15 protein-coding genes are annotated in these 26,153 nt (G+C 73.0%); 11 read left to right on the top strand and 4 right to left on the bottom strand.

Annotation, left to right across the window (positions count from 1 at the left end; genetic code table 11):
* Window positions 1–109 precede the first annotated feature (109 nt).
* Window positions 110–514 (top strand): hypothetical protein, encoded by a 405-nt coding sequence (locus FGE12_RS24005; RefSeq protein ID WP_153868909.1) that lies wholly within the window; start codon window positions 110–112, stop codon window positions 512–514.
* A gap of 19 nt (window positions 515–533) precedes the next feature.
* On the opposite strand, the gene FGE12_RS24010 is transcribed toward FGE12_RS24005, so the two are convergent.
* Complete coding sequence (locus FGE12_RS24010; protein ID WP_153868910.1) at window positions 534–1,688, bottom strand: glycosyltransferase family 9 protein; 1,155 nt, start codon at window positions 1,686–1,688, stop codon at window positions 534–536.
* A gap of 167 nt (window positions 1,689–1,855) precedes the next feature.
* On the opposite strand from FGE12_RS24010, the gene FGE12_RS24015 reads away from it, so the two are divergent.
* The 7 genes from FGE12_RS24015 to FGE12_RS24045 all read left to right on the top strand — a co-directional run bounded on the left by FGE12_RS24015 (window position 1,856) and on the right by FGE12_RS24045 (window position 19,159).
* Window positions 1,856–2,242 carry a response regulator gene (locus tag FGE12_RS24015; RefSeq protein ID WP_153868911.1) on the top strand — a complete coding sequence of 129 codons (387 nt, stop codon included), beginning with the start codon at window positions 1,856–1,858 and terminating at the stop codon, window positions 2,240–2,242.
* Window positions 2,239–4,842, top strand: coding sequence for a response regulator (locus FGE12_RS24020; RefSeq protein ID WP_153868912.1), 2,604 nt, complete (start codon window positions 2,239–2,241; stop codon window positions 4,840–4,842). The genes FGE12_RS24015 and FGE12_RS24020 overlap by 4 nt, the downstream gene beginning before the upstream one ends.
* The gene (locus FGE12_RS24025; RefSeq protein WP_153868913.1) at window positions 4,839–6,878 is read left to right on the top strand and encodes a response regulator; all 2,040 of its coding nucleotides are present in this window, start codon (window positions 4,839–4,841) and stop codon (window positions 6,876–6,878) included. The genes FGE12_RS24020 and FGE12_RS24025 overlap by 4 nt, the downstream gene beginning before the upstream one ends.
* Window positions 6,879–6,881: 3 nt before the next feature.
* Window positions 6,882–8,348, top strand: coding sequence for a PAS domain S-box protein (locus FGE12_RS24030; protein WP_153868914.1), 1,467 nt, complete (start codon window positions 6,882–6,884; stop codon window positions 8,346–8,348).
* Between the two features lie 529 nt (window positions 8,349–8,877).
* Complete coding sequence (locus FGE12_RS24035; RefSeq protein ID WP_228531051.1) at window positions 8,878–16,017, top strand: HAMP domain-containing protein; 7,140 nt, start codon at window positions 8,878–8,880, stop codon at window positions 16,015–16,017.
* 12 nt (window positions 16,018–16,029) lie between these two features.
* A complete protein-coding gene (locus FGE12_RS24040; protein ID WP_194798211.1) occupies window positions 16,030–18,054 on the top strand; it encodes a PAS domain S-box protein in 2,025 nt (674 codons plus the stop codon).
* Window positions 18,047–19,159 carry a HAMP domain-containing sensor histidine kinase gene (locus FGE12_RS24045; protein WP_153868916.1) on the top strand — a complete coding sequence of 371 codons (1,113 nt, stop codon included), beginning with the start codon at window positions 18,047–18,049 and terminating at the stop codon, window positions 19,157–19,159. The genes FGE12_RS24040 and FGE12_RS24045 overlap by 8 nt, the downstream gene beginning before the upstream one ends.
* Window positions 19,160–19,175: 16 nt before the next feature.
* Here the strand turns inward: FGE12_RS24045 and FGE12_RS24050 are convergent, their stop codons facing one another.
* On the bottom strand, window positions 19,176–20,450 hold the full coding sequence (locus tag FGE12_RS24050) for an ATP-binding protein (protein ID WP_370459128.1): 1,275 nt from the start codon (window positions 20,448–20,450) through the stop codon (window positions 19,176–19,178).
* A 106-nt stretch (window positions 20,451–20,556) separates the two neighbouring features.
* Window positions 20,557–22,023: a TIGR02996 domain-containing protein gene (locus FGE12_RS24055; RefSeq protein WP_194798212.1), complete on the bottom strand. Its 1,467-nt coding sequence runs from the start codon at window positions 22,021–22,023 to the stop codon at window positions 20,557–20,559.
* A gap of 111 nt (window positions 22,024–22,134) precedes the next feature.
* On the opposite strand from FGE12_RS24055, the gene FGE12_RS24060 reads away from it, so the two are divergent.
* The gene (locus FGE12_RS24060; protein WP_153868918.1) at window positions 22,135–23,484 is read left to right on the top strand and encodes a M18 family aminopeptidase; all 1,350 of its coding nucleotides are present in this window, start codon (window positions 22,135–22,137) and stop codon (window positions 23,482–23,484) included.
* 97 nt (window positions 23,485–23,581) lie between these two features.
* Entirely contained in the window at window positions 23,582–24,292 is a 711-nt protein-coding gene (locus FGE12_RS24065) for a response regulator transcription factor (protein ID WP_153868919.1), read from the top strand.
* A gap of 12 nt (window positions 24,293–24,304) precedes the next feature.
* On the opposite strand, the gene FGE12_RS24070 is transcribed toward FGE12_RS24065, so the two are convergent.
* On the bottom strand, window positions 24,305–25,057 hold the full coding sequence (locus tag FGE12_RS24070; protein WP_153868920.1) for a superoxide dismutase: 753 nt from the start codon (window positions 25,055–25,057) through the stop codon (window positions 24,305–24,307).
* Between the two features lie 201 nt (window positions 25,058–25,258).
* Here FGE12_RS24070 and FGE12_RS24075 point away from each other — a divergent pair, with 201 nt between their 5' ends.
* A complete protein-coding gene (locus FGE12_RS24075) occupies window positions 25,259–25,636 on the top strand; it encodes a YkvA family protein (RefSeq protein WP_153868921.1) in 378 nt (125 codons plus the stop codon).
* The last annotated feature ends 517 nt before the right edge of the window (window positions 25,637–26,153 follow it).

The following is a 26,153-nucleotide window of genomic DNA, read 5'->3' on the forward strand; positions in this document are numbered from 1 at the left end:
CGCCCCCGCCGCCCCGCGGCTACGCCCCCCGGGCCGGATTGCCGGCGGCATTGCGCATGCACACACCTGACGCACGTGGGGAGTTGGGGCGGGGACGGAGGGCAGGAGCATGGGCTGGTTTGGTGGAGCAGTGATGGTGGCGGCGCTCGGAGCGGCGTCGCCCGTGGCGCTGGAGCGGACGCCGGCCGCCGCGCCCGAGGTCTCGCAGCAGGAGACCGCGGCGCTGGAGGCCGCGCTGGTGGATGCTTCGACCGACGCGCCGGCCGCTGCGCCCCAGGCGGAGGCCCCGGCACAGGTCGCGCAGGCGGACGAGCTCGCTGCCGCGGCGATGAGCTACCCCTCCTCGGTGTGCAAGAAGAAGCGCGTGGATGCCTGCGGCTGCCACCACGTGTACGGCGTGCGCCACTGCCACCCGGACCGCCGCAGCAAGCACTGCGAGGCGCTCGCGAGCATCGGGGCGCCCTGGCTGCAGACCGAGCCGCTCGATCTCGCGGACGCGCTCGCGCAGCGCTAGCCCGCTAGCCCGCCGCGCCTCAGCCCGTCTCGCGCGAGCCGCCCTGCGTCCCGAGCATCGCCGCCACTTCCCGGGCCACCGCGTCGTCATGTGAGGCCGACGGCAGCGGGGTGAGGTCCAGCATCCGGTGCGGCGCCCCCGGGTGCCCCCAGCGCTCCAGCTCCATGTGCAGGAACAGCGCGAGCGTGGGCGTGCCCACCGCGACCGACAGGTGCATCGGGCCGGTGTTGTTGCACAGCGTGAGGCGCGCGCCGCCCATCAGGGCCGCCAGCTCGTCCAGGTCCGTGGGCGGCGCGAGCTGCGCGCCCGGCGCCCCGGCCAGCACGGCCGCGGCCACCGCCTCCTCGCCTGGCCCCCACGTCACCACCGGGAGCACCCCGTGCGCCGCGAGCGCGCGCGCCCCGGCGGCGAACACCCGCGGGTCCACGCGCCGCCAGCCCATGCGCCCGCCCGGGTTCACCACCGCGTAGGGCCGGCCGCGCAGCCCCGCGAGCAGGGCCGCGGCAGGCGAGCCCTCGCGCAGCCGCGGCGCGCGGAAGGAGAGGCGGGGGGCGGCGGCCGCCGGGCCCGCGAGGCCGGGCAGGGCGCTGAGGAGGTGCAGCCGCTGCGCCGCCTCGCTGCGGGTGCCCGCGCGCGCCGGCACCGCCACGTCGTGCAGCAGGCGCACCGGCCACAGCGCGGGGCCCAGCAGCATCGCGCGCGGGGCGACGAGCCGGCTCACCAGCGCGCTGGTGACCGAGGGCGCGGTCCAGTTCGCGCAGTCCACCACCACGTCGTAGCGCTCGCGCCGCAGCGCGCGCACGCCGGGCGCAAGGGGGCCCAGCCACAGCCGGCGCCGGTCGAAGGGGCGCACGCGGCGCGCCGCCGGGTGGCCCTCCAGCACGCGCGCCACCTTCTGGTGCACGAGCAGGTCCACCTCCATCGCCGCGCCCTCCGGGCCTGCGCTGCGCAGCGCCTCGAGCAGCGGCGTGGTGAGCAGGGCCTCGCCCACGCGGTTGTCCGGGCGCACCAGCAGCACGCGCCAGGGGCCCGCGCGCGCCGAGAGCTGCGCCGCGCGGCGCGCGCGCCCCGGGCGCCACAGGAGCAGCGCGCCCACGAGCGCGAGCAGCTGCTTGGCCAGCAGCTCGAGGCGCTTGAGCGGGGTGGGAGGGGCGGGGTGCGGGGCAGGGGCCATGGCGTGCGGGCCTTTTGGCCCCGGCGCGGCGGGCGGGTCAAGCCGCAGGGCACGCGGAGCGCACCTGCGCCCGGGCCGTCGGGAGGCAGGCAGGCGCGGGGGAGGAGAAAGTGCGCCGGGAGTTCGGGCTAGGCAGGGACGCGGGGTGCGGGGTTAGCTGCCGGCCCATGCCCATCCAGAAGGTCCTGCTCGTCGACGACGAGGACGACATCCGCACCATCGGCCAGCTCAGCCTCGCGCGCGTGGGCGGCTGGCAGTGCGCGCTCGCACCCAGTGGGCAGGTGGCGCTCGAGCTCGCGCAGAGCTTCCGCCCGGACCTGGTGCTGCTGGACGTGATGATGCCGGGCATGGACGGGCCCAGCACCTTCGCCGCCCTGCGCGCGCTGGAGCCCACGCGCGAGGTGCCGATCATCTTCATGACCGCGAAGGTGCAGAAGCACGAGGTGGCGCGCTACCTCGAGCTGGGGGCGCTCGGGGTCATCAGCAAGCCCTTCGACCCCATGGGCCTGCCCGCGGACATCCGCCGCCTGCTCGCCGCCGCCGGGGGCGCATGAGCGAGGCCCCCGTGCCGCCGCCGCCGCAGTCCGTCCCGCGCCGTCCGCTGCGCCGGCGCGGGGCGCTGCTCGCCGCCGGCTCGCTCGTGCTGCTGTGCGTGCTGTTCTGGCGCGGGCGCCCCGGGGACACGGCGGAGCACGACCACTACCGCACCCTGCTGCGCGAGCTGCGCGTGCACAGCAGCGACTTCGAGATGCAGGTGCTCGAGATGCGGCTGGGCCTGGGCAGCGCCTCGCGAGACCAGCTGCAGGCGCTGCACGCCGAGGCACAGGGCCTGGAGCGCTTCCCGGCCTTCCTGCGCGAGGGGGCCCGCCGTGACCTGCAGGAGCGCCTGCAGCGCTACCACGCCCGCGTGGACGAGGCCGCGCGCCACTACGAGGCCTTCCGCCAGGTGGACGGCCCCCCGGGACAGGCGGACGCGGCGCTGCGCGCGATCGCCGCCCAGCCCCTGAGCCGCGAGGCGGACAGCCTCATCGTCAGCTACCTGCGCCACTACGGCGAGGCGCTCGCGCGCGCCGAGCGCTTCCGGCTCTACCTCTTCGTCGCGGGGCTGCTGCTGGTCGCCTACGCGCTCTTCGTGCTGCTGCGCCTCAGCCGCGCGAGCGCCCAGCTGGAGGCGCTCAACAGCGGGCTGGAGGCGCACGTGGCCGAGCGCACGCGCGCGCTGCAGGAGGCCAACGCCGAGCTGCGCGCCGCCGAGACGCGCAAGGCCGCCGTGCTCGAGGCGGCGCTGGACTGCATCGTCTCGCTGGACGAGCACGGGCGCATCGAGGAGTTCAACCCGGCCGCCGAGCGCACCTTCGGCCACGCGCGCGCGAGCGTGCTGGGGCGCGACTTCGCCCAGACGGTGTTCCCCCCCGAGGCGCGCGAGCGCGCGTGGGAGAAGCTGGTCACCGGCGTGCTGCTCGCGGACCTGGGCGAGCTGGGCAGCCGCCAGGAGGTGGTGGGCCAGCGCGTCAACGGCGAGGTGTTCCCCATGGAGCTCACCGTGAGCCGCGAGCGCACCGACGGCGCGCCGCGCTTCACCGCCTTCCTGCGCGACATCACCGACCGCAAGCAGGTGGAGCGGATGAAGGACGAGTTCGTCTCCACCGTGAGCCACGAGCTGCGCACGCCGCTCACCTCCATCCGCGGCTCGCTCGGGCTGCTCGAGGGCGGGGTGATGGGCGAGCTGTCCCCGCAGGCGCTCGCGCTGGTGCGCATCGCGCGCGACAACAGCGAGCGCCTCGTGCGCCTGGTCAACGACATCCTGGACCTGGAGAAGATGGAGGCGGGCAAGCTGGAGCTGCGCCAGCAGCGGCTCGAAGTGGCGGAGCTCGTCGAGAGCACCCTCGGCTCGCTCGCCCCTGCCGCCGAGCTCGCGCGCGTGCGGCTGCGCGCGCAGGTGACGCCCGGGCTCGCGGTGCGCGGGGACCCGGACCGGCTGGTGCAGGTACTCACCAACCTCGTCTCCAACGCGGTGAAGTTCTCCCCGCCGGACGGCGAGGTGCTGATCGGGGCGCACGTGGAGGGCACGCGGGTGGGCTTCAGCGTGCGCGACCAGGGCCCGGGCATCGCGCCCGAGCACCGCGCGCGCCTCTTCGGCAAGTTCCAGCAGCTCGACAGCTCGGACACCCGCTCCAAGGGCGGCACCGGGCTGGGGCTCGCCATCTCCCAGGGCATCATGGAGCAGCACGGCGGGCGCATCGTGGTGGACAGCGAGCCGGGCCAGGGCGCCATCTTCCGCTTCTCGCTGCCGGCCGCCGAGCCCGCGCCCGCCCCGCTGCCCGTGTTCCCCGAGGCGCTGCCGCAGGTGCCCGACGACGGGAGCCGCCACAGCGTGCTGCTGGTGGAGGACGACGTGGACCTGGGCCACCTGGTGCAGCGGCTGCTCAGCCAGGAGGGCTACCGCGTGCTGCGCGCCCACACGCTGGCGGAGGCGCGCGCGCTGCTCGCGGTGCGCACCCCGGACGCGGTGCTGATGGATCTGGTCCTGCCGGACGGCGAGGGGCTGGAGCTGGTGGCGCAGCTGCGCGCGGTGCCCGCCACGGCGGGCGTGCCGGTGGTGGTGGTGAGCGGCCGCGCGCCGGCCGAGGGCGGCGGCCGCAGCCTCCCGCTGCTGATGGACTGGATGACCAAGCCCTTCGACGAGGCGCTGCTGCTGCAGGCGCTGCGGCGCGCGGTGCGCGAGCCCGGCGAGGCGCGGGTGCTGGTGGTGGAGGACGACGAGCCCACCCGCAGCGCCCTGTGCCAGGGCCTCTCGCGCCTCGGCGTCACCTGCCTGCAGGCGGCGGACGGCGTGAGCGCCCTGGCGGCCGTGCGCGCGCAGCCTCCGGACCTCATCATCCTGGACGTGGGGCTGCCGCGCATGGACGGCTTCGAGGTGGTGGACGTCCTGCGCCAGGGCAAGGGGCGCACCACCCCCCTGCTCGTCTACAGCGGCAAGGACCTCAGCCCCGAGGACCGCCGCCAGCTCACCCTGGGCATCACCCGCCACCTCACCAAGGCGCGCGTGAGCGACGAGGAGCTGCTGGGCAGCGTGCGCACGCTGCTGCACGGCCTGCTCGGCGCCGACATGCGCTCTTCCGGGGCAACGCCAACCAAGGGCACTGCGTCATGAGCCTCACCCTGCTCTTCATCGAGGACGACCGGGACCTGCAGAGCCTGGTCACCCGCTTCCTGCAGGAGCGCGGCGTGCGCGTGGAGGTCGCACGCACCGCGGCCGAGGCGCGCGTCGTGCTCGCGCGGGTGCGCCTGGACGCGGCCGTGGTGGACGGCCTGCTGCCGGACATGACCGGCGCGGACTTCATCGCCGAGCTGCGCACCACCCACCCCGAGCTGCCGGTGCTCTTCGCGAGCGCCTTCTGGCGCGACCTGAAGAGCTACGAGCTGCTCACCCGCCAGCTCAAGGTGCAGCGCGTGCTGCACAAGCCCTACAGCCCGGGCGAGCTGTGGATGTGGGTGCAGGAGCTGCTGGGCGAGCGCGCGCCGGCGGCCGTTGCGCCCGAGGAGCCGCCCGCCCCCGCGGCGGACGGGGGCCTCGCCCAGGCGCTCGCCGCGCTCACGGCCGAGTACGGCGCCGCGCTGCCCGAGCGCTTCTCGGCGCTGCGCGCGGCCGTGGAGCGCGCGCGCTCGGGCGGGGGCGGCGAGGCGCTGCGCGAGGCGCTGGTGCTGGTGCACAAGCTGCACGGCACCGCGGGCTCCTACGGCTTCGACCGGGTGAGCGCGGTGGCCGGGCGGCTCGAGGCGCTGCTGCGCCGCGTCCCGGAGGGCGCAGGCGGCAGCGGTGGGACCGAGGACGCGTGGCGCGAGGCGGAGGGGCTGCTGCAAGAGCTGGTGCGCGTGGGCACGCCCGACGCGGACACGGGCATGGGCGCAGGCACCGGGGGGGAGCGGGACGTGCTGGGCGCGGTGCTGGTGGTGGACGACGACGAGCCGCTGCTGCAGGCCGCGGCGCGGCTCGCGGCGGGCCACCAGGTGCGCCTGGTGATCGCGCGCAGCGCGGAGGAGGCGCTGGAGGCGGCGCGCCGCGGCTGGCTGGACGGGGCGCTGGTGCACGCGCACCTGGGCCAGCCGGGCGGCGGCTTCGCGGTGGCCCAGCGGCTGCGCAGCCAGGACGGCCTGGCGAGCCTGCCGCTCGCCTTCTACGCGGACGGCGCCGCGCTGCAGGACCGGGTGGCGGCGGCGCACGCGGGCGGCAGCCTCTTCCTGCCCCGCCCCTTCAGCGCGGCCGAGCTGGTCTCCGCGGTGGAGCGCTTCGTCTCCGCGCGCCGCCCCGACAAGGCGCGCATCGTGGTGCTGGACGACGACGCGGACGCCACGCGCGTGCTCACCGGCGCGCTGCAGGCCGACGGGCACGAGGTGAGCGCGCTGAGCAACCCCCACCGCCTCCTGGAGATGCTCAGCGGCCTGCGCCCGGACCTGCTGCTGATGGACGTGATGATGCCGGGGCTGGGCGGGCTGGACCTCTGCAAGATCCTGCGCTCCATGCCCGAGTGGCAGGAGCTGCCCATCCTGCTCGTCACCGCGCAGACGGACGTGGCCTTCCGCGTGGCGGCCTTCCAGGCGGGCGCGGACGACTACCTGGCGAAGCCCGTGCTGCGCGAGGAGCTGCTCGCGCGCGTGCGCGGCCGGCTGGAGCGCGCGCGGCTCGCCCGCGAGCTGCGCGAGCGCGACGCGCTCACCGGGCTCCCGCTGCGCCGCCCCTTCCTGGACACGCTGCGCGGCCGGCTCGCCGAGGCGGGCCGCAGCAACACCCCCGTGTCCCTGGCGCTCATCGACCTGGACCGCTTCAAGGCCATCAACGACACCTACGGCCACCTCTCCGGAGACCAGGTGCTCGGGCGCTTCGGGCGCCTGCTCGCCGCGCGCTTCCGCAAGGAGGACGCGCGCGGGCGCTGGGGCGGCGAGGAGTTCGTGGTGGCGCTCTATGGAGAAGGCCCCGAGCGCGCGCGGGACATCCTCGCGCGCAGCGGCGCGGAGTTCGCCCGGCTCGTCTTCGAGGGCGAGGGCGAGGCGCGCTTCAGCGCGACCTTCAGCGCCGGCATCGCCACCTTCCCCGCGGACGGCGCCACCGCGGAGGACCTGCTGCGCGCGGCCGACGCGCGGCTCTACCGGGCCAAGGCGCTGGGCCGCAACCGGATCGAGATCGACTGAGCGATGCGCGAGGCCGCTCCACCCCCAGGCGACGCGCGCGAGCTGCGCGAGCTGCGCACCTTCTTCGACAACGCCTTCGTCGGCGTGACGAGCGCGGACGCCGAGGGGCGCCTGCTGCGCTTCAACGCCGCCTTCGCGCGGCTGCTGGGCTACGGGCCCGGGGAGGAGGGGGAGCTGCTGGGCCGCACGCTCGCGAGCCTCAGCCACCCGGACGAGCCGCACGCGCTGCTGCTGCCGCGGCTGCTCGCGGGCGAGGCCGAGGGCCTGCGCGTGGAGAAGCGCTACCGGCGGCGCGACGGCAGCTGGGTGTGGGCGCGCGTCTCCGCCTCGCTCGCGCCCGCGGGGCCCGGCGAGCCCCGCGTCACCGTGGGCGTGGTGGAGGACATCACCGAGGAGCGGCGCACCCGCGAGGCGCTGCGCGAGAGCGAGGCGCGGCTGCGGCTGCTGGGAGAGGCCTCCTTCGAGGGCATCGTCGTCAGCATGGGCGGCTACATCCGCGACACCTCCCCGGTCTTCGACCAGATGTTCGGCTACGCGCCCGGCGAGCCCCTGGGCCTGCCCATCACCGCCATGGTGGTGCCCGAGGAGCAGGAGCGGGTGGCGACGCTCGCGCGCGCGGACACGCGCGAGGCGTACGAGACGGTGGGCGTGCGCAAGGACGGCACGCGCTTCGCGCTCGAGGTGCGCGGCCGCTCGCTGGAGCTGGGCGGTCGCACCGCGCGGCTCGCGGCGCTGCGCGACGTGAGCGAGCGCAAGCGCGCCGAGACGCTCAAGGACCAGCTCATCAGCACCGCGAGCCACGAGCTGCGCAGCCCGCTCACCGCCATCCGCGGCTCGCTGCAGCTGCTCTCGGGGCTGGGCGGCATCGGGGCGCTGGGCCCGCAGGAGCGCGAGCTGCTGGAGATGGCCCAGCGCAACACCAGCCGCCTGCTGCGCCTGGTGAACGGCGTGCTGGACGTGGAGCGGCTGGAGAGCGGCGCCACCCTGCTCGAGCGCCACGCGGTGCCCGCGCGAGAGGTCGTCTCCGCCGCGCTCGAGCTCACCCGCGCCTCCGCGGACGCCGCGGGCATCCGCCTGGAGGTGGAGCCGAGCAGCGCCGTGGCCTGGGCGGACCCGGACCGCCTCACCCAGGTGCTGGTGAACCTGCTGGCCAACGCGGTGAAGTTCTCCCCCGCCGGCAGCACCGTGCGCCTGGGCACCGTGCAGGAGAGCGAGCGCGTGCGCTTCTGGGTGCAGGACGCAGGGCGCGGCATCCCCGCGGACCGCCTGGAGAGCATCTTCGAGCGCTTCGTGCAGGTGGACGCCTCGGACGCGCGCGAGAAGGGCGGCAGCGGGCTGGGGCTCGCCATCGCGCGCGCCATCGTGCACCAGCACGAGGGGCGCATCTGGGTGGTGAGCGCCGTGGGCGAGGGCAGCACCTTCCACTTCACGGTGCCCACCGCCGCGAGCGCGCTCGCCCGCTCCGGCTAGCAGGCCGCCAGGTGAGCCCCCGCTAGGACATGGCGTGTGTCTCTCGTACGCCTGGAGGGCGGACAGTCGTTCACTGAACGGGGTCGCAGGCTGAAAAAAGGCGCGTGTTCGAATGTTCAGGCGCGGTGCGTGAGACTGCCCCTCCCAGAGGGAAGGCCCCCCTTCCCCCCTCCCCGACCCTGAAAAAATGACCTCACGCCGCGCGCGGCGAACGAAGCCCGGACACCCCCCGCGGGCCCACCGCGCACCCCCTGAGCTCTCTCCCCCTCCCGCTTCGAGCAGCACGACTCCTCAAGGAGCCTCCCCCGTGGACGAGAAGAACCCCGCGAAGAACACCCTCAAGCGCCCTGCCGTGAAGAACGGCAACGGCACCGTCCATGCCGCTCCGCCCGCTGCCGATAAGCCCGAGCGCAAGGCGGCCGCGCGCCCCGCGAAGCGCAACGTGGCCGCTGGCGCCTCCGGCGTGGTGGTGAACGAGCTGCTGCCCCCGCCCAGCGAGGAGCTGCAGCTGCGCTCCCTGCTGGACGCGATGGAGGCCGCGAACCTCGGTGACTTCAAGCGCCGCCTTCCCGTGTACGGCACCCACCCGCTGGTGGACCGGCTCGCGGAGGCCTTCAACACCGGCGTCAGCCTCAACGCCGCCCTCACCCACGAGATGGTGCGCGTGGAGCGCGTGGTCGGCCGCGAGGGCCGCATGACCGAGCGCGTGAACCTGGGCAACGTGAGGGGCGACTGGGCCACCAGCGTCAACTCCATCAACGCGCTCATCGGCGACCTCGTGCAGCCGACCACGGAAGTGGCCCGCGTGCTCGTGGCGGTGGCAGAGGGCGACCTCAGCCAGAAGATGGCGCTGGAGATCGACGGGCAGCCCGTGAAGGGCGAGTTCCTGCGCATCGGCACCACGGTGAACGCGATGGTGGATCAGCTCTCCGCGTTCGCCGCGGAAGTGACCCGCGTCGCGAAGGAAGTGGGTACGGAAGGAAAGCTGGGCGGTCAGGCGGAAGTGCAGGGCGTGAGCGGCGTGTGGAAGGACCTCACGGACAACGTGAACGTCCTTGCAGGCAACCTCACCGCGCAGGTGCGCAACATCGCCAAGGTGACCACCGCGGTGGCGAAGGGCGACCTCTCGCAGAAGATCACCGTGGACGTGCGCGGCGAGGTGCTCGAGCTGAAGAACACCATCAACACCATGGTGGACCAGCTCAACTCGTTCGCCGCGGAAGTGACCCGCGTCGCGAAGGAAGTGGGTACGGAGGGGAAGCTCGGTGGACAGGCCGACGTGCAGGGCGTGTCCGGCGTGTGGAAGGACCTCACGGACAACGTGAACTTCATGGCCTCGAACCTGACCACCCAGGTGCGCGGGATCGTGAAGGTGGTGACGGCCGTCGCCGGTGGTGACCTCAGCCAGAAGCTGGAGGTCCCGAGCAAGGGCGAGATCGCCGCGCTGGGCAAGACGCTCAACAACATGACCGACACGCTGGGCGTGTTCGCGCAGCAGGTCATCAGCGTGGCGCGCACGGTGGGTGTCGAGGGCAAGCTGGGCGCCCAGGCGGAAGTGCCGGGCGCCGCCGGCATGTGGCGGCAGCTGACGGACAACGTGAACCTGATGGCGAACAACCTGACCAACCAGGTGCGCAACATCGCCGAGGTGACCACGGCCGTTGCGAAGGGCGACCTCTCCAAGAAGATCACGGTGGACGTGAAGGGCGAGGTGCTCGAGCTGAAGAACACCATCAACACGATGGTGGACCAGCTCAACTCGTTCGCGGGGGAAGTGACCCGCGTGGCTCGCGAGGTGGGCACGGAAGGGAAGCTCGGTGGTCAGGCGCAGGTGCCCGGTGTCTCCGGTACCTGGAAGGACCTCACGGACAACGTGAACCTGCTCGCCGGTAACCTCACCACGCAGGTGCGCAACATCGCCGAGGTCACGACCTCGGTCGCGAAGGGCGACCTGTCGCGCAAGATCACGGTGGATGTGAAGGGCGAGGTGCTGCAGCTCAAGAACACCATCAACACGATGGTGGACCAGCTGAACTCGTTCGCCTCGGAAGTGACCCGCGTCGCGCGCGAGGTGGGCACCGAGGGCAAGCTGGGTGGCCAGGCCGAAGTGCAGGGCGTGAGCGGCACCTGGAAGGACCTCACCGACAACGTGAACTTCATGGCCGGCAACCTCACCACGCAGGTGCGTGGGATTGCCAAGGTCGTGACCGCGGTCGCCAACGGTGACCTCACCCAGCGCCTGAAGGTGGAGGCGAAGGGCGAGGTGGCGGAGCTCGCCGACACCATCAACGCGATGACCGACACGCTGAGCACCTTCGCGGAGCAGGTGACGGACGTGGCCCGCACGGTGGGCGTGGAGGGGAAGCTGGGCGCCCAGGCCGCGGTGCCGGGCGTGGCGGGTACCTGGAAGGACCTCACCAACAACGTGAACCTGCTGGCGAACAACCTCACCGCCCAGGTGCGCAACATCGCGGAGGTCACCACGGCCGTCGCGAAGGGTGACCTCAGCAAGAAGATCACCGTGGACGCGCGCGGCGAGGTGCTCCAGCTCAAGGACACCATCAACATCATGGTGGACCAGCTCCGCAGCTTCGCAGGTGAGGTGACCCGCGTCGCGAAGGAGGTGGGCACCGAGGGGAAGCTGGGCGGTCAGGCCGACGTGCAGGGTGTGTCGGGCGTCTGGAAGGACCTCACCGACAACGTGAACTTCATGGCGTCCAACCTGACCACTCAGGTGCGCGGCATCGTGAAGGTGGTGACCGCGGTCGCAGGCGGTGACCTCTCGCAGAAGCTCGTCGTGGAGGCGAAGGGTGAGATCGCGGCCCTCGCCGACACGCTCAACGCGATGACCAAGACGCTCTCCATCTTCGCCCAGCAGGTGACCAGCGTCGCCCGCACGGTGGGCGTGGAGGGGAAGCTGGGCGCCCAGGCCGAGGTGCCGGGCGTCGCCGGTACGTGGAAGGACCTCACGGACAACGTGAACCTGCTCGCGAACAACCTCACGGCGCAGGTGCGCAACATCGCGGAGGTGACCACCGCGGTGGCCACCGGTGACCTCTCCAAGAAGATCACCGTGGACGTGAAGGGCGAGGTGCTCGAGCTGAAGAACACCATCAACACGATGGTGGATCAGCTGCGCAGCTTCGCGGGCGAGGTGACGCGCGTCGCGAAGGAGGTGGGTACGGAAGGAAAGCTGGGCGGCCAGGCCGACGTGCAGGGCGTGTCCGGCACCTGGAAGGACCTCACCGACAACGTGAACGTCCTCGCCGGGAACCTCACCGCGCAGGTGCGCAACATCGCGCTCGTGACGACGGCGGTCGCGAACGGCGACCTCTCGCAGAAGATCACGGTGTCGGTGAAGGGTGAGGTGCTCGAGCTGAAGAACACCATCAACACGATGGTGGACCAGCTGCGCGCCTTCGCCTCGGAAGTGACCCGCGTCGCTCGCGAGGTGGGCACCGACGGAAAGCTGGGCGGTCAGGCGCAGGTGCCCGGCGTGAGCGGCACCTGGAAGGACCTGACGGACAACGTGAACCTGCTGGCCGGTAACCTCACCGACCAGGTGCGCAACATCGCGAAGGTCACCACGGCGGTTGCGAACGGCGACCTCTCGCAGAAGATCTCGGTCGACGTGAAGGGCGAGGTGCTCGAGCTCAAGAACACCATCAACACCATGGTGGACCAGCTGAACTCCTTCGCCGCCGAGGTGACCCGCGTCGCGCGCGAGGTGGGCACGGAGGGCAAGCTCGGTGGACAGGCCCAGGTGAAGGGCGTGAGCGGCACCTGGAAGGACCTCACCGACAACGTGAACCTGCTCGCAGGCAACCTGACCAACCAGGTGCGCAACATCGCCGAGGTCACGACCTCGGTCGCGAAGGGTGACCTCTCCAAGAAGATCACGGTGGACGTGAAGGGCGAGGTGCTCGAGTTGAAGAACACCATCAACACGATGGTGGACCAGCTGAACTCGTTCGCAGGCGAGGTGACCCGCGTGGCCCGCGAGGTGGGCACGGAGGGCAAGCTCGGTGGTCAGGCGCAGGTGCCCGGTGTCTCCGGTACCTGGAAGGACCTGACGGACAACGTGAACTTCATGGCCTCCAACCTGACCACCCAGGTGCGCGGCATCGTGAAGGTGGTGACGGCCGTTGCGAACGGCGACCTGCGCCAGAAGCTGGTCGTCGAGGCGAAGGGCGAGGTCGCCGCGCTCGCGGAGACGATCAACAACATGACCACCACGCTGAGCACCTTCGCGGACCAGGTGTCCACGGTGGCGCGCGAGGTGGGCGTGGAGGGGAAGCTGGGCGGCCAGGCTCGCGTGCCCGGTGTCGCTGGCACCTGGAAGGACCTCACCGACAACGTGAACTTCATGGCCTCGAACCTGACCACTCAGGTGCGCGGGATCGTGAAGGTGGTGACCGCGGTCGCCAACGGTGACCTCTCGCAGAAGCTGGTGGGCGTGGAGGCGAAGGGCGAGATCGCGGCCCTCGCGGACACCATCAACGGAATGACGGACACCCTGGGCACCTTCGCCGAGCAGGTGACGACGGTGGCCCGCGAGGTGGGTATCGAAGGGAAGCTGGGCGGCCAGGCGAAGGTGCCTGGCGCGATGGGCACCTGGCGGCAGCTCACGGACAACGTGAACCAGCTCGCAGGGACGCTGACCTCTCAGCTGCGCGCCATCTCCGACGTGGCCACTGCGGTGACCAAGGGTGACCTCACCCGGTCCATCACGGTGAACGCGGAGGGCGAGGTCGCGGCGCTGAAGGACAACATCAACCAGATGATCGTCAACCTCAAGGAGACGACCCAGAAGAACCAGGAGCAGGACTGGCTCAAGACGAACCTCGCCAAGTTCGGCGGCATGATGCAGGGCCAGAAGAACCTGGAGGCGGTGAGCCGGCTCATCATGAGCGAGCTCACGCCGCTGGTCTCCGCGCACCACGGCGCCTTCTTCCTCATGGACGCGGGCAGCAACGGGAGCGCCGCGCACCTGAAGCTGACCAGCACCTACGCGTACCGCGAGCGCAAGCACCTCTCCAACCGCTTCGCCCTCGGTGAGAGCCTCGTGGGCCAGTGCGCGCTGGAGAAGAAGACGATTCTCCTCACCAAGGTCCCGAGCGACTACATCACCATCAACTCGGGCCTCGGCGAGGCGGCGCCGCTCAACATCATCGTCCTCCCCGTGCTCTTCGAGGGCCAGGTGATGGCGGTGATCGAGCTCGCCTCGTTCCACCCCTTCAGCGCCATCCACCAGCTCTTCCTCGACCAGCTGATGGAGAGCATCGGCGTCGTGCTGAACATGATCAGCGCGAACATGCGTACGGAGGAGCTGCTGCAGCAGTCGCAGAGCCTCACGCAGGAGCTGCAGAGCCAGTCCAAGGAGCTCACCCAGCAGCAGGACGAGCTGCGCCGCACCAACAGCGCCCTGGCGAAGCAGGCCGTGGAGCTGGAGGAGAAGGCGAAGCTGCTCGCCGAGCAGAACCAGCAGGTGGAAGAGAAGAACCGCGAGGTGGAGCTCGCCCGCGCGAGCCTCGAGGACAAGGCGGAGCAGCTGGCGCTCGCGTCCAAGTACAAGAGCGAGTTCCTCGCCAACATGAGCCACGAGCTGCGCACGCCGCTCAACAGCCTGCTCATCCTCGCGAAGCTGCTGGCCGAGAACAAGGAGCAGCACCTGAGCGCCAAGGAGGTCGAGTTCGCGAAGACCATCCAGGCCTCGGGCTCGGACCTGCTCAGCCTCATCAACGAGATCCTCGACCTGAGCAAGGTGGAGGCCGGCAAGATGCAGGTGGAGCCGCGCGACGTGCCCCTCACCGAGGTGAAGGAGTTCGTGGAGCGCAGCTTCCAGCACATGGCGGAGCAGAAGGGGCTGGGCTTCAGCGTGACGCTCGCGGGCGGCCTGCCCTACGGCATCCGCACGGACCCGCAGCGCCTGCAGCAGGTGCTCAAGAACCTGCTCAGCAACGCGTTCAAGTTCACCGACACGGGCCGCGTGGAGCTGCGCGTGCTGCCGGTGGACAACAAGCGCATGCGCTTCGAGAACGAGGCGCTCAACCGCGCCGACCGCGTGCTCGCCTTCAGCGTCACCGACACGGGCATCGGCATCCCGCAGTCGAAGCAGAAGATCATCTTCGAGGCCTTCCAGCAGGCGGACGGCAGCACCAGCCGCAAGTACGGCGGCACCGGCCTGGGCCTGTCCATCAGCCGCGAGATCACGCGCCTGCTGGGCGGTGAGATCCGCGTGGAGAGCCAGCCGAACAAGGGCAGCACCTTCACCCTCTACCTGCCCAAGAAGTACGTGAGCCCGGACGGCGACGAGGGCGGCGGCAACGGCAACGGCGGTGGCGGCAACGGCGGCGGCCATCGCAGCCCCGAGCCCACCATCGAGGAGGGGCTGCGCGCGCTGAACGAGCGGGGCCCTGCGCTGCTGGACATGCCCGCCGCGCCCAGCACCCTGGTGCCGGAGGCGGTGGAGGACGACCACGACAACCTGCGCGAGGGCGACCGCGTGCTGCTGGTCATCGAGGACGACGCGAAGTTCGCGCGCATCCTCGTGGACATGGCGCGCGAGCGCGGCTTCAAGGCGGTGGTGGCCAACCGCGGCGACACCGGCCTGAGCCTCGCGAGCCAGCTGCTGCCGGACGCCATCACCCTGGACATCCAGCTGCCGGTGCTCGACGGCTGGAGCGTGCTGGACCGCATCAAGCGCAACCCGCGCACCCGCCACATCCCGGTGCACGTGATCAGCGTGATGGACCGCCACCAGCGCGGCGCCACCATGGGCGCCTTCGCCTACCTGGAGAAGCCCGTGAGCAAGGAGGCGCTCGAGGGGGCCTTCAGCCACATCTCCAGCTTCCTCGACCGCCCGGTGAAGCTCTTGCTGGTGGTGGAGGACGACGCCGCCCAGCGCAGCAGCATCAGCGAGCTGCTGGGCAACGACGCCGGCGTGGAGATCACCGCGGTCTCCACCGGCATCGAGGCGCGCCAGGCGCTCGAGGAGAAGGAGTTCGACTGCATGGTCTTCGACCTGCTCCTGCCGGACCAGGACGGCTTCAAGCTGCTCGAGAACATCAAGGCGGACCCGAAGTTCAAGAACCTGCCGGTCATCGTCTACACGAGCAAGGACCTGAGCCTCGCCGAGGAGCGCGAGCTCAAGCGCCACGCGGAGAGCGTCATCGTGAAGAGCGGGCTGCGCAGCCCGGAGAAGCTCGCCGCGGACACCGCGCTGTTCCTCGGCAAGGTGGAGAGCACTGCGGGCGACCGCCGCCTGCTGCCGCAGGTGCCCGCGCCCACCATGAACCTCAACGGCCTCAAGGTGCTGGTGGTGGACGACGACATCCGCAACATCTTCGCCCTCACCAGCGCGCTCGAGGGCAAGGGCATGGAGGTGCTCACCGCGGAGAACGGCAAGGCGGGCATCGAGGTGCTCGGCGCCCACCCGGACGTGGACGCCATCCTGATGGACGTGATGATGCCGGAGATGGACGGCTACGAGACCATGCGCGCCATCCGCCAGGACGCGCGCTTCGGCGCCCTGCCGATCATCGCCGTCACCGCCAAGGCGCTGAAGGACGACCGCGAGCGCTGCCTCGCGGCCGGCGCCAGCGACTACATGCCCAAGCCGGTGGACACCGACCGGCTCGCGGAGCTGCTGCGCCTCTGGCGCCGCTAGTTGCCCTCTCCCGTGACGGACAGCTCGCTCGCGAGGACCGCCGTCCCGCCCGACTCCGGCCCCCAGGCGGGGGACGGGGCGGTGGCGGCGCGCGTGCTGCTGGTCGACGACAGCCCGGCGAATCTGCTCGCGCTCTCGGCGGTGCTCGAGCCGCTGGGGGTGCAGCTGGAGACGGCCGCCAACGGGCTGGAGGCGCTGCGCCTGCTGCTGCACCAGGACTTCGCGGTGGTGGTGCTGGATGTGCACATGCCGGGCGGGGTGAGCGGCTTCGAGGTGGCGCGCCTGCTGCGCGAGCGCGAGCGCACCCGGCACCTGCCGCTCATCTTCGTCACCGGCAAGGAGCTCGCGCCGGAGTCGGTGGCGCAGGGCTACACGCACGGCGCGGTGGACTACCTGCTCAAGCCGGTGGACCCGCACGCGCTGCGCTCGAAGGTGTCCGTCTTCGTGGACCTGTACCGGGCGCGCGAGGAGGTGCGCCGCCAGGCCGAGGTCATCCAGCGCCAGGAGCGCGCACTCGCCGAGGCGCTCAAGGCGGAGCTGCACCAGAGCGAGGCGCTGTTCCGCTCCTTCTTCGGCGGCGCCGGCGTGCCCCTGGTGCAGGCGGAGCCGGCCACCGGGCGCATGCTCGCGGTGAACGCCGCCTTCTGCCGCGCGCTGGGCTACCGCGAGGAGGAGCTGGTGGGCCGCGCCATCTGGGAGCTGAGCCCGCCGGAGGCGCGCGCGCAGGACCAGCAGCGCTTCGAGCGGCTCGCCCGCGAGGAGATTCCCGCCTACTCCGCCGAGAAGCGCTACCTGCGCAAGGACGGCAGCGCGTGGTGGGGCGAGGTGACGGCGAACCTGCTGCGAGACCCCGAGGGGCGCGTCACGCGCGTGGCCGCCGTGGTGCAGGACCTCACCGAGCGCAAGGCGGCCGAGGCGGCGCGCGAGGAGGGCGAGCGGCAGCTGCGCCTGCTCACGGACGCGCTGCCGGTGGTGGTGGCCTTCATCGACGCGGAGCAGCGCTACCGGCTCGCCAACCGCACCTACGAGGCCTGGTTCGGGCTGGACCCGGCGTCCCTCATCGGCCGCACCATGCAGGAGGTGCTCGGGGACGAGGTCTACCTGCGCGTGCGCCACCACATCGAGGCGGCGCTGCGGGGCGAGCCTCAGCTGTACGAGCAGGAGCTGCCCTACCGCCAGGGCTCGCGCACGGTGCGCGCGATGTACATCCCGCACCGCACCCCCACCGGCGCGGTGGAGGGCTTCTTCGTGCTGGTGACGGACATCTCCGAGCAGGCGCGCCACGCGAAGGAGCGCACGCGGCTGCTGGAGGAGGCGCAGGCGGGCGTACGGCTGCGCGACGAGTTCCTCAGCGTGGCGAGCCACGAGCTGCGCACGCCCGTCACCTCCCTGCAGCTGCAGCTGCAGCTGCTCGCCCGCGCGCTCGTCGCAGGCTCGCCCGAGGCCGAGCGGCTGGGCACCGCGCAGCGCCAGGTGGCGCGCCTCGCGGCGCTCATCGGCAGCCTGCTGGACGTGAGCCGCATCGCCGGGGGAAGGCTCGAATTGCAGCGCGCCCCCGCGGACCTCTCGGCCCTGGTGCGCGAGGCGCTCGAGCGGCTCGCCCCCGTGTTCGCGGAGGCCGGCTGCCCGGTGGAGCTGCAGCTGCCGCCCGGGCCCGTGCAGGGCCTCTGGGACGTGCAGCGCGTGGACCAGGTGCTGGTGAACCTGCTCTCCAACGCGGCGAAGTACGGCGCGGGCAGCCCCGTGCAGGTGCGCATCGACCGGGTGGGCGAGTGCGAGGCGGAGCGGGTGCGCGTGAGCGTGACGGACGGGGGCATCGGCATCGCGCCCGAGGTGCTGCCGCGCCTCTTCGGCCGCTTCGAGCGCGGCGTCTCCGACCGGAACTACGGAGGCCTGGGCCTGGGGCTCTACATCAGCCGCCAGCTCGCCGAGGCCATGGGCGGGAGCATCGCCGTGCAGAGCGAGGCGGGCAGGGGCTCCACCTTCACCCTGGAGCTTCCGCTGGGGTTGCCGCCGGAGGTGCCGGAGCGTGCCTGAGGGCCTGCGCAACATCCGCCTGCCGCACACCCCGCGCGTGGGAGCGCGGGGCGCCTACGCCTTCGCCCTCGCCGCGCCGCTCTGCGCGCTGGCCGGGCAGCTGCTGCTGGGCCCCGCCGTGTACACGGTCCCCTTCACCCTCTTCTTCCTCGCGGTGGCGGCGGCCTCGTGGGTGGGCGGCTTGCGGCCGGGGCTGGTCGCCATGGTGCTCAGCGCCGCGCTGGGCGACTACTTCTTCCTCACGCCCGTCACCTCCTTCGGGCTCACCCTGCGGGCGCTGCTGCCGCTGGGGCTCTTCCTCACGGTGTCCACCCTGCTGTGCCTGCTCAACGCGAGCCTGCGCGGGCGCGACCGCGAGCGCGACGCGCTGCTCGCCCAGGCGCGCGCCGCGGTGGTGCTGCGCGACGAGTTCCTCCAGGTGGCGGCGCACGAGCTGCGCACCCCGCTCACCGCGCTGCGCCTGCAGCTGCGCAGCCTCGCGCGCGGGATGGAGGAGGACGCGCACGGCGCGGGGCGGGTGGCGGCCGCCGAGCGCTCCGCGCTGCGGCTGCAGGCGCTGGTGGAGAGCCTGCTGGACGTGGCGCGCCTGGAGTCCGGGCGCCTGGAGCTCGCCGCGAGCCGGCTGGAGCTGGGGCCCCTGCTGAAGGACGTGCTCGCGCGGCTCGAGCCCCTGTTCACCGAGGCGGGCAGCAGCGTGCGGCTCTCGCTGCCCGCGGAGCCGCTCGAGGGGGTGTGGGACGCGGCGCGCGTGGAGCAGGTGCTGGTGAACCTGCTCGCCAACGCGGCGAAGTACGGCGCGGGCCGCCCGGTGCACGTGGGCGTGCGGCGCGAGGGCCTGCGGGCGCTGGTGACGGTGCGCGACGAGGGGCCGGGCATCTCGCCCGAGGTGCTGCCGCGCCTCTTCGGCCGCTTCGAGCGCGGGGTGCCGGTGCGCCACTACGGGGGCCTGGGCCTCGGGCTCCACATCAGCCGCCAGCTGGTGGAGGCCATGGGCGGCAGCCTCGAGGCGCACAGCGTCCCCGGACAGGGCGCCACCTTCACCGTGGCGCTGCCGCTCGAGCCGCTCGCGGCCACCGGCTCGCACAGCGTGCTCGCCGGCGGCTAGGGGCGCGCGCGGCCCCTCAGGCCGAGAGCGGCAGGCCCGGGTCCGCGCTGCCAGTGCCCGCGCAGGGGCTCGCCTCGCTCGCCGGGAGCTCGGCGCAGGGAAGGCACACGCGGAAGGTGGTGCCCTCCTGCGCGCTGGAGCGCACCTGCAGGCTGCCCGCGTGCGCGCGCACGATCTCCTTCGCGATGTAGAGCCCGAGCCCCAGGCTCTTCTTCACCGTGGCCTCCGTCTGCTCGCCGAGCCGGAAGGGCTCGAAGAGCTGCGGCAGCAGCGCGGGCGCGATGGGGTCTCCGCCGTTGTGCACCTCGAGCAGCGCGGTGCCGCCCACCCCGGGCTCCAGCCGCACCCGCACGGCGCCGTCCGCAGGGCTGTACTTGAGCGCGTTGTCCACCAGGTTCGCGAGCACCTGGGCGAGCCGGTCGAAGTCCCACGCGCCCCGCAGGGGCGCCGCCGGCAGCTCCGCCACCAGCGCGCGCGCCGGGTGCGAGGCGTGGAACTCGTCCATCACCCGCTGCACCAGCTCGCGCAGGTCGCCCTCGCTGCGCACCACCGGCAGCCCGCCGCCGATGCGCGCGCGGGTGAAGTCCAGCAGCAGCGCGACGATCTGCTCGATGCGCTCGCCGCAGCGCTCCACCCGCTCGAAGGCCTTCTGCTGCGCAGGGGCGAGCGGCGCCGCGCCCAGCTGCGTCTTCGCGGTGGCGAGGATGGCGGAGAGGGGGTTGCGGATGTCGTGCCCCACGATCGCCACCAGCTGCTGCTCCAGCTCGGCCGCGCGCGTGAGCTCCGCCTCGTGGCGGCGCCGCTCGGCGAGCTCCGCCGCCTGGCGCTCGAGCGCGCGCCCGCGCTGGAACAGGTCCACGAACACCTGCACCTTGGAGCGCAGGATCTCCGGGTCCACCGGCTTGAGCAGGTAGTCCACCGCGCCCTGGCGGTAGCCCTTCATCACGTGCGCCGCCTCGCGGCTGAGCGCGGTGACGAAGATGATGGGGATGTGGCGCGTGCGCTCGCGCGAGCGGATGAGCGCGGCCGTCTCCAGGCCGTCCAGCCCCGGCATCTGCACGTCCATCACGATGAGCGCGAAGTCGCCCTGCAGCAGGTGCTTCAGCGCCTCGGCGCCCGAGTGCGCGAGCACCAGCTCCTGGCCCAGCGGCTCGAGCACCGCCTGCATCGCCAGCAGGTTGCTCGGCACGTCGTCCACCACCAGGATGCGCGCGCGCGGCAGCGGGGCGGCGTTCGCCGCGTCGCCCGGCAGCGTCAGGTCCGGCCACAGGCGGGAGAGCGTGTTGGGCACCTTGGGGATTCCATCCTCTCGGGGTGAAGGGGGCCGGGAGAAACCCCACCCCTGCCCACACCCTTCCCGAGAGGACGCCGCACCCGCGGGCCCGCCTGCCCGCCTGCTACTCCACCGCGTGCAGGTGGCCGCGGGGCGCGGCGGGCTGCAGGGCGCGCGCGAGCAGCTGCTCGCCCGCCGCCCCGAAGTGGTTCTCCTCCACGAAGAGCCGGGCGACGCGCGCGAGCCTCGGCCAGCGGGCGAGCAGCAGGGCGCCCTCCTCGCCGAGCGCGTTGTTGCTCAGGTCCAGCTCGCTCACCCGCCGCACGGCAGGGCTCACGAGCAGCGCGCGCAGCCCCGCGGGGCCCAGCGCGTTGCTGGAGAGGTCCAGGCGCAGGAGGCCCCCCAGCACCTCGGGCGCGGCGGCCGCGAGCGCGTGCGCCCCGGCCGGGCCCAGCGCGTTGCCCTGCAGGTTGAGCGCGCGCAGCCGCAGCAGGTGCCGGCTCTCGGCGAGCGCGCGCGCGCCCGCAGGCCCCATCGCGTTCTCCCCGAGGAAGAGGTAGCGCAGCTGCTCGAGCCGCCCCCAGCGCAAGAGCGCCCGCGCCCCCTCGGGGCCCAGCTCGCAGCGCGCGAGGCCCAGCTCCCGCAGCCGTCCCAGCTGCGGGCTCGCCGCGAGCGCGCGCGCCCCCGCCGGGCCCAGCGCGTTGCCGCTGCTCCAGAAGAGGCGCAGCCGCGGCAGCGCGGGGCTCTCCACCAGCGCGCGCACCGCCTCCACCGGCAGCGCGTTGTCGCCCACCTCGAGGTCGCACAGGGGCAGCGGGCGCCCCGCCCCCGAGAGCGCCGCCACCCCGTCCGCCCCCAGCCCGTTGTCCCCCACCCACAGCCGCTTCAGCCGGCGCAGCGGGCGGCTCTGCACCAGCGCGCGCAGCCCCGCGGGCCCCAGGCGGTTCGCGCGCAGGCGCAGCGCCTCCAGCCGCCCGAGCGCCGGGCTCTCGGCGAGCGCGCGCGCCCCCTCGGGCCCCACCCGGTTGCCGTCCAGCTCGAGCGAGCGCAGCCCCCCGATGTGCGGGCTCGCCGCGAGCGCCGCCGCGCCCTCCGGCCCGATGCGGTTGTGGTAGGTGCCCATCCAGTCGCTCAGCTCCAGGTGGGTGAGGCGCGCGAGGAAGGGCAGGGCGGCGAGCTCCACCGCGAGCGCGGGCGTCATCTCCGCGAGCTGCAGCCGGCGCACCGGGTGGCGCGCGAACAGCGCCTCCGCGTGCGCGAGCAGCGCGCGGCCGCTCGCCAGCACGAAGTCCACGAAGCCGCGGCGAAAGCCCGCCGAGCGCAGGGGCTCGGGCACGTCCTCGAGCCACGCCTCCTCGTGCGCGTGCAGCAGCCGCGCCTCGCGCGCCTCCAGCGCCCGCCGCTCGCGCACGCCCAGCCGCCCCGCGCCCCCTGCGAGCGCGAGCTGCACCCGGATGAACTCCGCGCGCGCGCGCCCCGCCGCCCCCGCGTGCGCCTCGAGCCACGCGGCGCAGGCGAGCCGCGGCGCATCCTCGCCCGGGGCGGCGAGCACGGCCGAGAGCAGCGGCGGAGGCAGGGGGAGCAGGCTCACGGCAGCGCGCCCTCCCGGCCGCAGGGCAGGCGGGCAGCGGTGGGGCGCAGCCGTCGCGCCCCCGCACATCCTGAGAGCCACCGCGCCCCGTGGGCGCTAGCCTGCGCCGCCATGACTTCCTCGTCTTCTGCCCCGGCTGCTCCGGGCGCTCCGGCCTCCGTCGCCGACGATCTCCTCCGGTATATCGACGCCTCGCCCACGCCGTACCACGCGGTGAACGAGACTGTCCGGCGCCTGGAGCTGCAGGGCTACCGCCACCTCGACGAGCGTGAACCTTGGCAGCTGCGCGCAGGAGACAAGGTGTACGTGGTGCGCGGCGGCACCAGCGTGGTCGCATTCCACCTGGGCCGTTCTCCGCTCACCCGGGCGGGCTTCCGCCTGGTGGGCAGTCACACCGATAGCCCGAACCTGCGCGTGAAGCCGCAGCCGCACCACGCCCGCGCCGGCGTGCACCAGCTGGGCGTGGAGGTCTACGGCGGCGTGCTCTGGCACACCTGGCTGGACCGCGACCTGAGCCTCGCGGGCCGCGTGCTCACGCTGCGCGCCGGCGTGCAGGCGGGCCACCTGGTGGACTTCGGCCGCAAGAGCCTGCTGCGCATCCCCAACCTCGCCATCCACCTCAACCGCCAGGTGAACACCGAGGGCCTCAAGCTCAACCCCCAGGAGCACCTGGTGCCCCTCTTCGCGCTCGAGGCCGGCGGCCCCGTGGACCTGCGCGCGCTGCTCGCCGAGCAGCTGAGCGCGAGCCACGGCGCCGTCGCAGGCCCCTACGCCGCGGCCGACGTGGTGGGTTGGGACCTGTGCCTCTACGACGTGCAGCCCAGCACCCGCTCGGGGCTGCGCGGCGAGTTCCTCCACGCCCCGCGCCTGGACAACCTCGCCAGCTGCCACGCCGCCCTCACCGCGCTGCTCTCCGTGCAGGGCACGCCCGAGGCCACCTGCGGCGTGGTGCTCTACGACCACGAGGAGGTGGGCAGCACCAGCGCGCAGGGCGCCGCGAGCCCCTTCCTGCGCCACCTGCTCGAGCGCCTGGTGATGGCGCACGGCGACGGCCAGCCGGACGCCTTCCACCGCGTGGTGCGCCGCAGCTGGATGGTGAGCGCGGACATGGCGCACGCGCTGCACCCCAACTACGCGGACCGCCACGAGCCGCGCCACGCGCCGATTCTCGGCAAGGGCCCGGTGCTCAAGAGCAACGTGAACCAGAGCTACGCCACGGACGGCGAGGGCTGGGCCCTGTGGGAGGGGCTGTGCCGCGAGGCGGGCGTCGTCCCGCAGCACTTCGTCACCCGCACGGACCTGCCCTGCGGCTCCACCATCGGTCCGCTCACCGCCGGCGAGCTGGGCATGCCCACCGTGGACGTGGGCGGCCCCATGCTCAGCATGCACTCCATCCGCGAGATGGCCGCCGCCTCCGACGTGGAGGCCATGGTGGCCGTGCTGCGCCAGCTCTTCCGGTGAAGGCCACCGTCCTGCGCAGGTCAGCCCACCCGTCCCCGGGTCACTGCCGGTTGCTGGAATCCGGTGACACCTCCACCTTCGTACCGCCGGGAACTCCATGACCGACGCGCCTTCACAGAACACCCTCGTCGCACCCCGGAACGAGGGGGCCGGCCTGCGCGTGGCCCTGCTCGAGGACGAGCCCCTCTTTCGCGACATGCTCGCGGACGTGCTCGCGAGCGAGGGCATCGAGGTGCTCACCCGCGACGCGCAGGTGGAGCCCTTCCTCTACGCCGTGGACCGCGCCCCGCCGGACGTGGCCATCGTGGACCTGCGGCTCGAGCGCGACGGGGATGTAGAGGCGGGACTCGCCGCCGTGCGCGCCCTGCACGCGCGCCACCCCGCGGTGCGCCTGCTGGTGCTCTCCGGCGTGCACGGCCCCGGCCTCGAGGCGCGCTGCCTCGCCGCCGGCGCCTCCGCGTACCTGTGCAAGCTGGAGGTGGGGCGCGACGCGCTCCTGCAGGTGGTGCGCGCGCTCGCCCGCGGCGAGCAGCAGCTGCCGCCGAGCTTCGGCGAGCTGCGCCAGGCGCACGCCGCCGAGCGTGCCCGCGCGCATCCGCTGCCGCACCTCACCCCGCGCGAGCTGGAGGTGCTGCGCCACGTGGCGCTGGGCATGGACAACCTGAAGATCTCCGCGCACCTCGGCATCACCGAGCGCACGGTGAAGGCCCACATCGGCGCGCTCTACGCGAAGCTGGGCGTGGAGAACCGCGCCGAGATGGCCCTGCGCGGCGCCGAGCTCGGCCTGCAGCGCGGCGGCACGCAGTAGGCGCTTCGCGCGTCAGCGCCCGCCTGCGGGGGCCTGGAGCGCGGCGAGCGCGCGCTGGCCGGACTCGTAGCGGCGGTTCACCTCGTCCCACTGGAGGTTCTGGAAGAACGCGTCGATGTACTTCGCCGCCGCCGCCCCGTAGTCGAGCGCGTACGAGTGCTCGTACATGTCCATCACCAGCAGGGGCTGCGCGAAGGCCGGCGCCTGGGTGTGGTTGCCGCTCCAGTGGGTGCCGAGCGCGCCCGTCTGGAAGTCGAGGTCCAGCACCGTCCAGCCGCTGCCGCCACCGAGGCTCGCGCCCGTCGCGCGGAAGTGCTCCTCCCAGCGCGCGAAGCTTCCGTACTGCTTCGCGAGCGCCCGCTCGATGCTCCCGCTCGCCTTGCCGCTGCCGCCGAGGTTCCCGAAGTACAGCTCGTGCAGCACCATCGAGTTGCCGAAGAGCAGCTCGCGCTCCTTGAGTCCGCCCACGAGGTAGCCCGGCGTGTCCTTGTTCACGCGCGCGAGCTCCGCCTCCACCTTGTTGAGGTTCTTCACCGCGCCGCCGTAGTTGTTCTCGTGGTGGCTCCGGATGAGCTTCTCGGAGAGCCCCTTGAGCTTCGCGGGATCCAAGGGCAGGGGACGCACCGCGTGGGCGCCAGGGGCGGGAGGCGCCGCTTCGTGCGGGGCTGCCGGAGTCCCGCCGTCCTGCGCGGAGGCGAAGCCCGGGGAGAGGGCGAGGGCGGCAGGGACGGCGGCCAGGGTGGTCAGTGCATCGCGGCGGTTCATGGAGGCCTCGCTTGTCGATGCGTCCCATGGTGCGACGGCCAGGCGCCGGCTGCATCCGCCTGCGGTCGCCCTCGAGGCGAGCTCCGGCGCGAAGCAACAGTGCCGACTCGCACGTGGTGCGGGTGGAGACACTGTCGCTTGCGCAATGGCCTGCTCCCGAGACGGCTGCAACCCGCGCAGTTCAGGGCTACGCGCCGGGACATGGGAGCGTGGGCACAGTGGAAGCAGCGGGCGCGCGAGCTGAAGCGCGAGACGGCCGCGCTCGTCATCGCCGTGCGCCGCCCGGACGTGCCCTGGCACGCGAAGCTGCTCGCGGGGCTCGTCGTGGCCTACGCGCTCAGCCCCATCGACCTCATCCCCGACTTCATCCCCGTCCTCGGCTACCTCGACGACCTGCTCCTGCTGCCGCTCGGCATCCTGCTCGTGCGCAGGCTCATCCCGCCCGGTGTCCTGGAGGAGTGTCGCGCCCAGGCGCTGCGCGAGGAGCGGCTGAAGAAGACCAACTGGGCTGCTGCGGCGGTCATCGTCTTGCTGTGGCTCTCGCTCGGCGTGGCCCTGTGGCGGTGGTGGCGCCGCTAGGTGGCGTTGCGCGGGTGGGATCCCGGAGGCGCCCCTATCCCCGGAGCCAGGAGGGATGAGCAGACGCTCGGTCGGCCCTGCTCGGCACGTCGCCCGCGCCTGGAGGAAGTCGGGACGGGCAGGGTGTCTCTCGTGGCCGCCGAGCCCGAGGGGCGTCGGCCTGCGCGGCGCTCCGGGGTGACGCGGGGAGGGGTGTCGGGCGCAGGGACGCGCGCGCCTGTTCGGGAATGTCGGGGGTTTTGCTGAACAATTTTCAGCGCTCGAGACCCCTGCCGGACCCCGAGCACCCCTGGAATGAAGCTTCCATCCAGGCCTCCGCCGTCGCCCGCCCGACCCTGGAATGAAGCTTCCATCCAGCGCTCCGCCGGGCCCGGAGGCTCCGTGGACGGAACACTTCTCAAGATCCAACACATCTCGGCAGCGCGGTAGGACGGGCGGCATGGCGCCAGCGCTCGTGGTGAGAGAAGCCGAGGAGGAGGCCGTCGCGGTGGGGGTGGAGTACGCGGGGGCGCGGCTG

It is taken from the genome of Aggregicoccus sp. 17bor-14, assembly GCF_009659535.1.
In the GTDB taxonomy this organism is placed as follows: Bacteria; Myxococcota; Myxococcia; order Myxococcales; family Myxococcaceae; genus Aggregicoccus.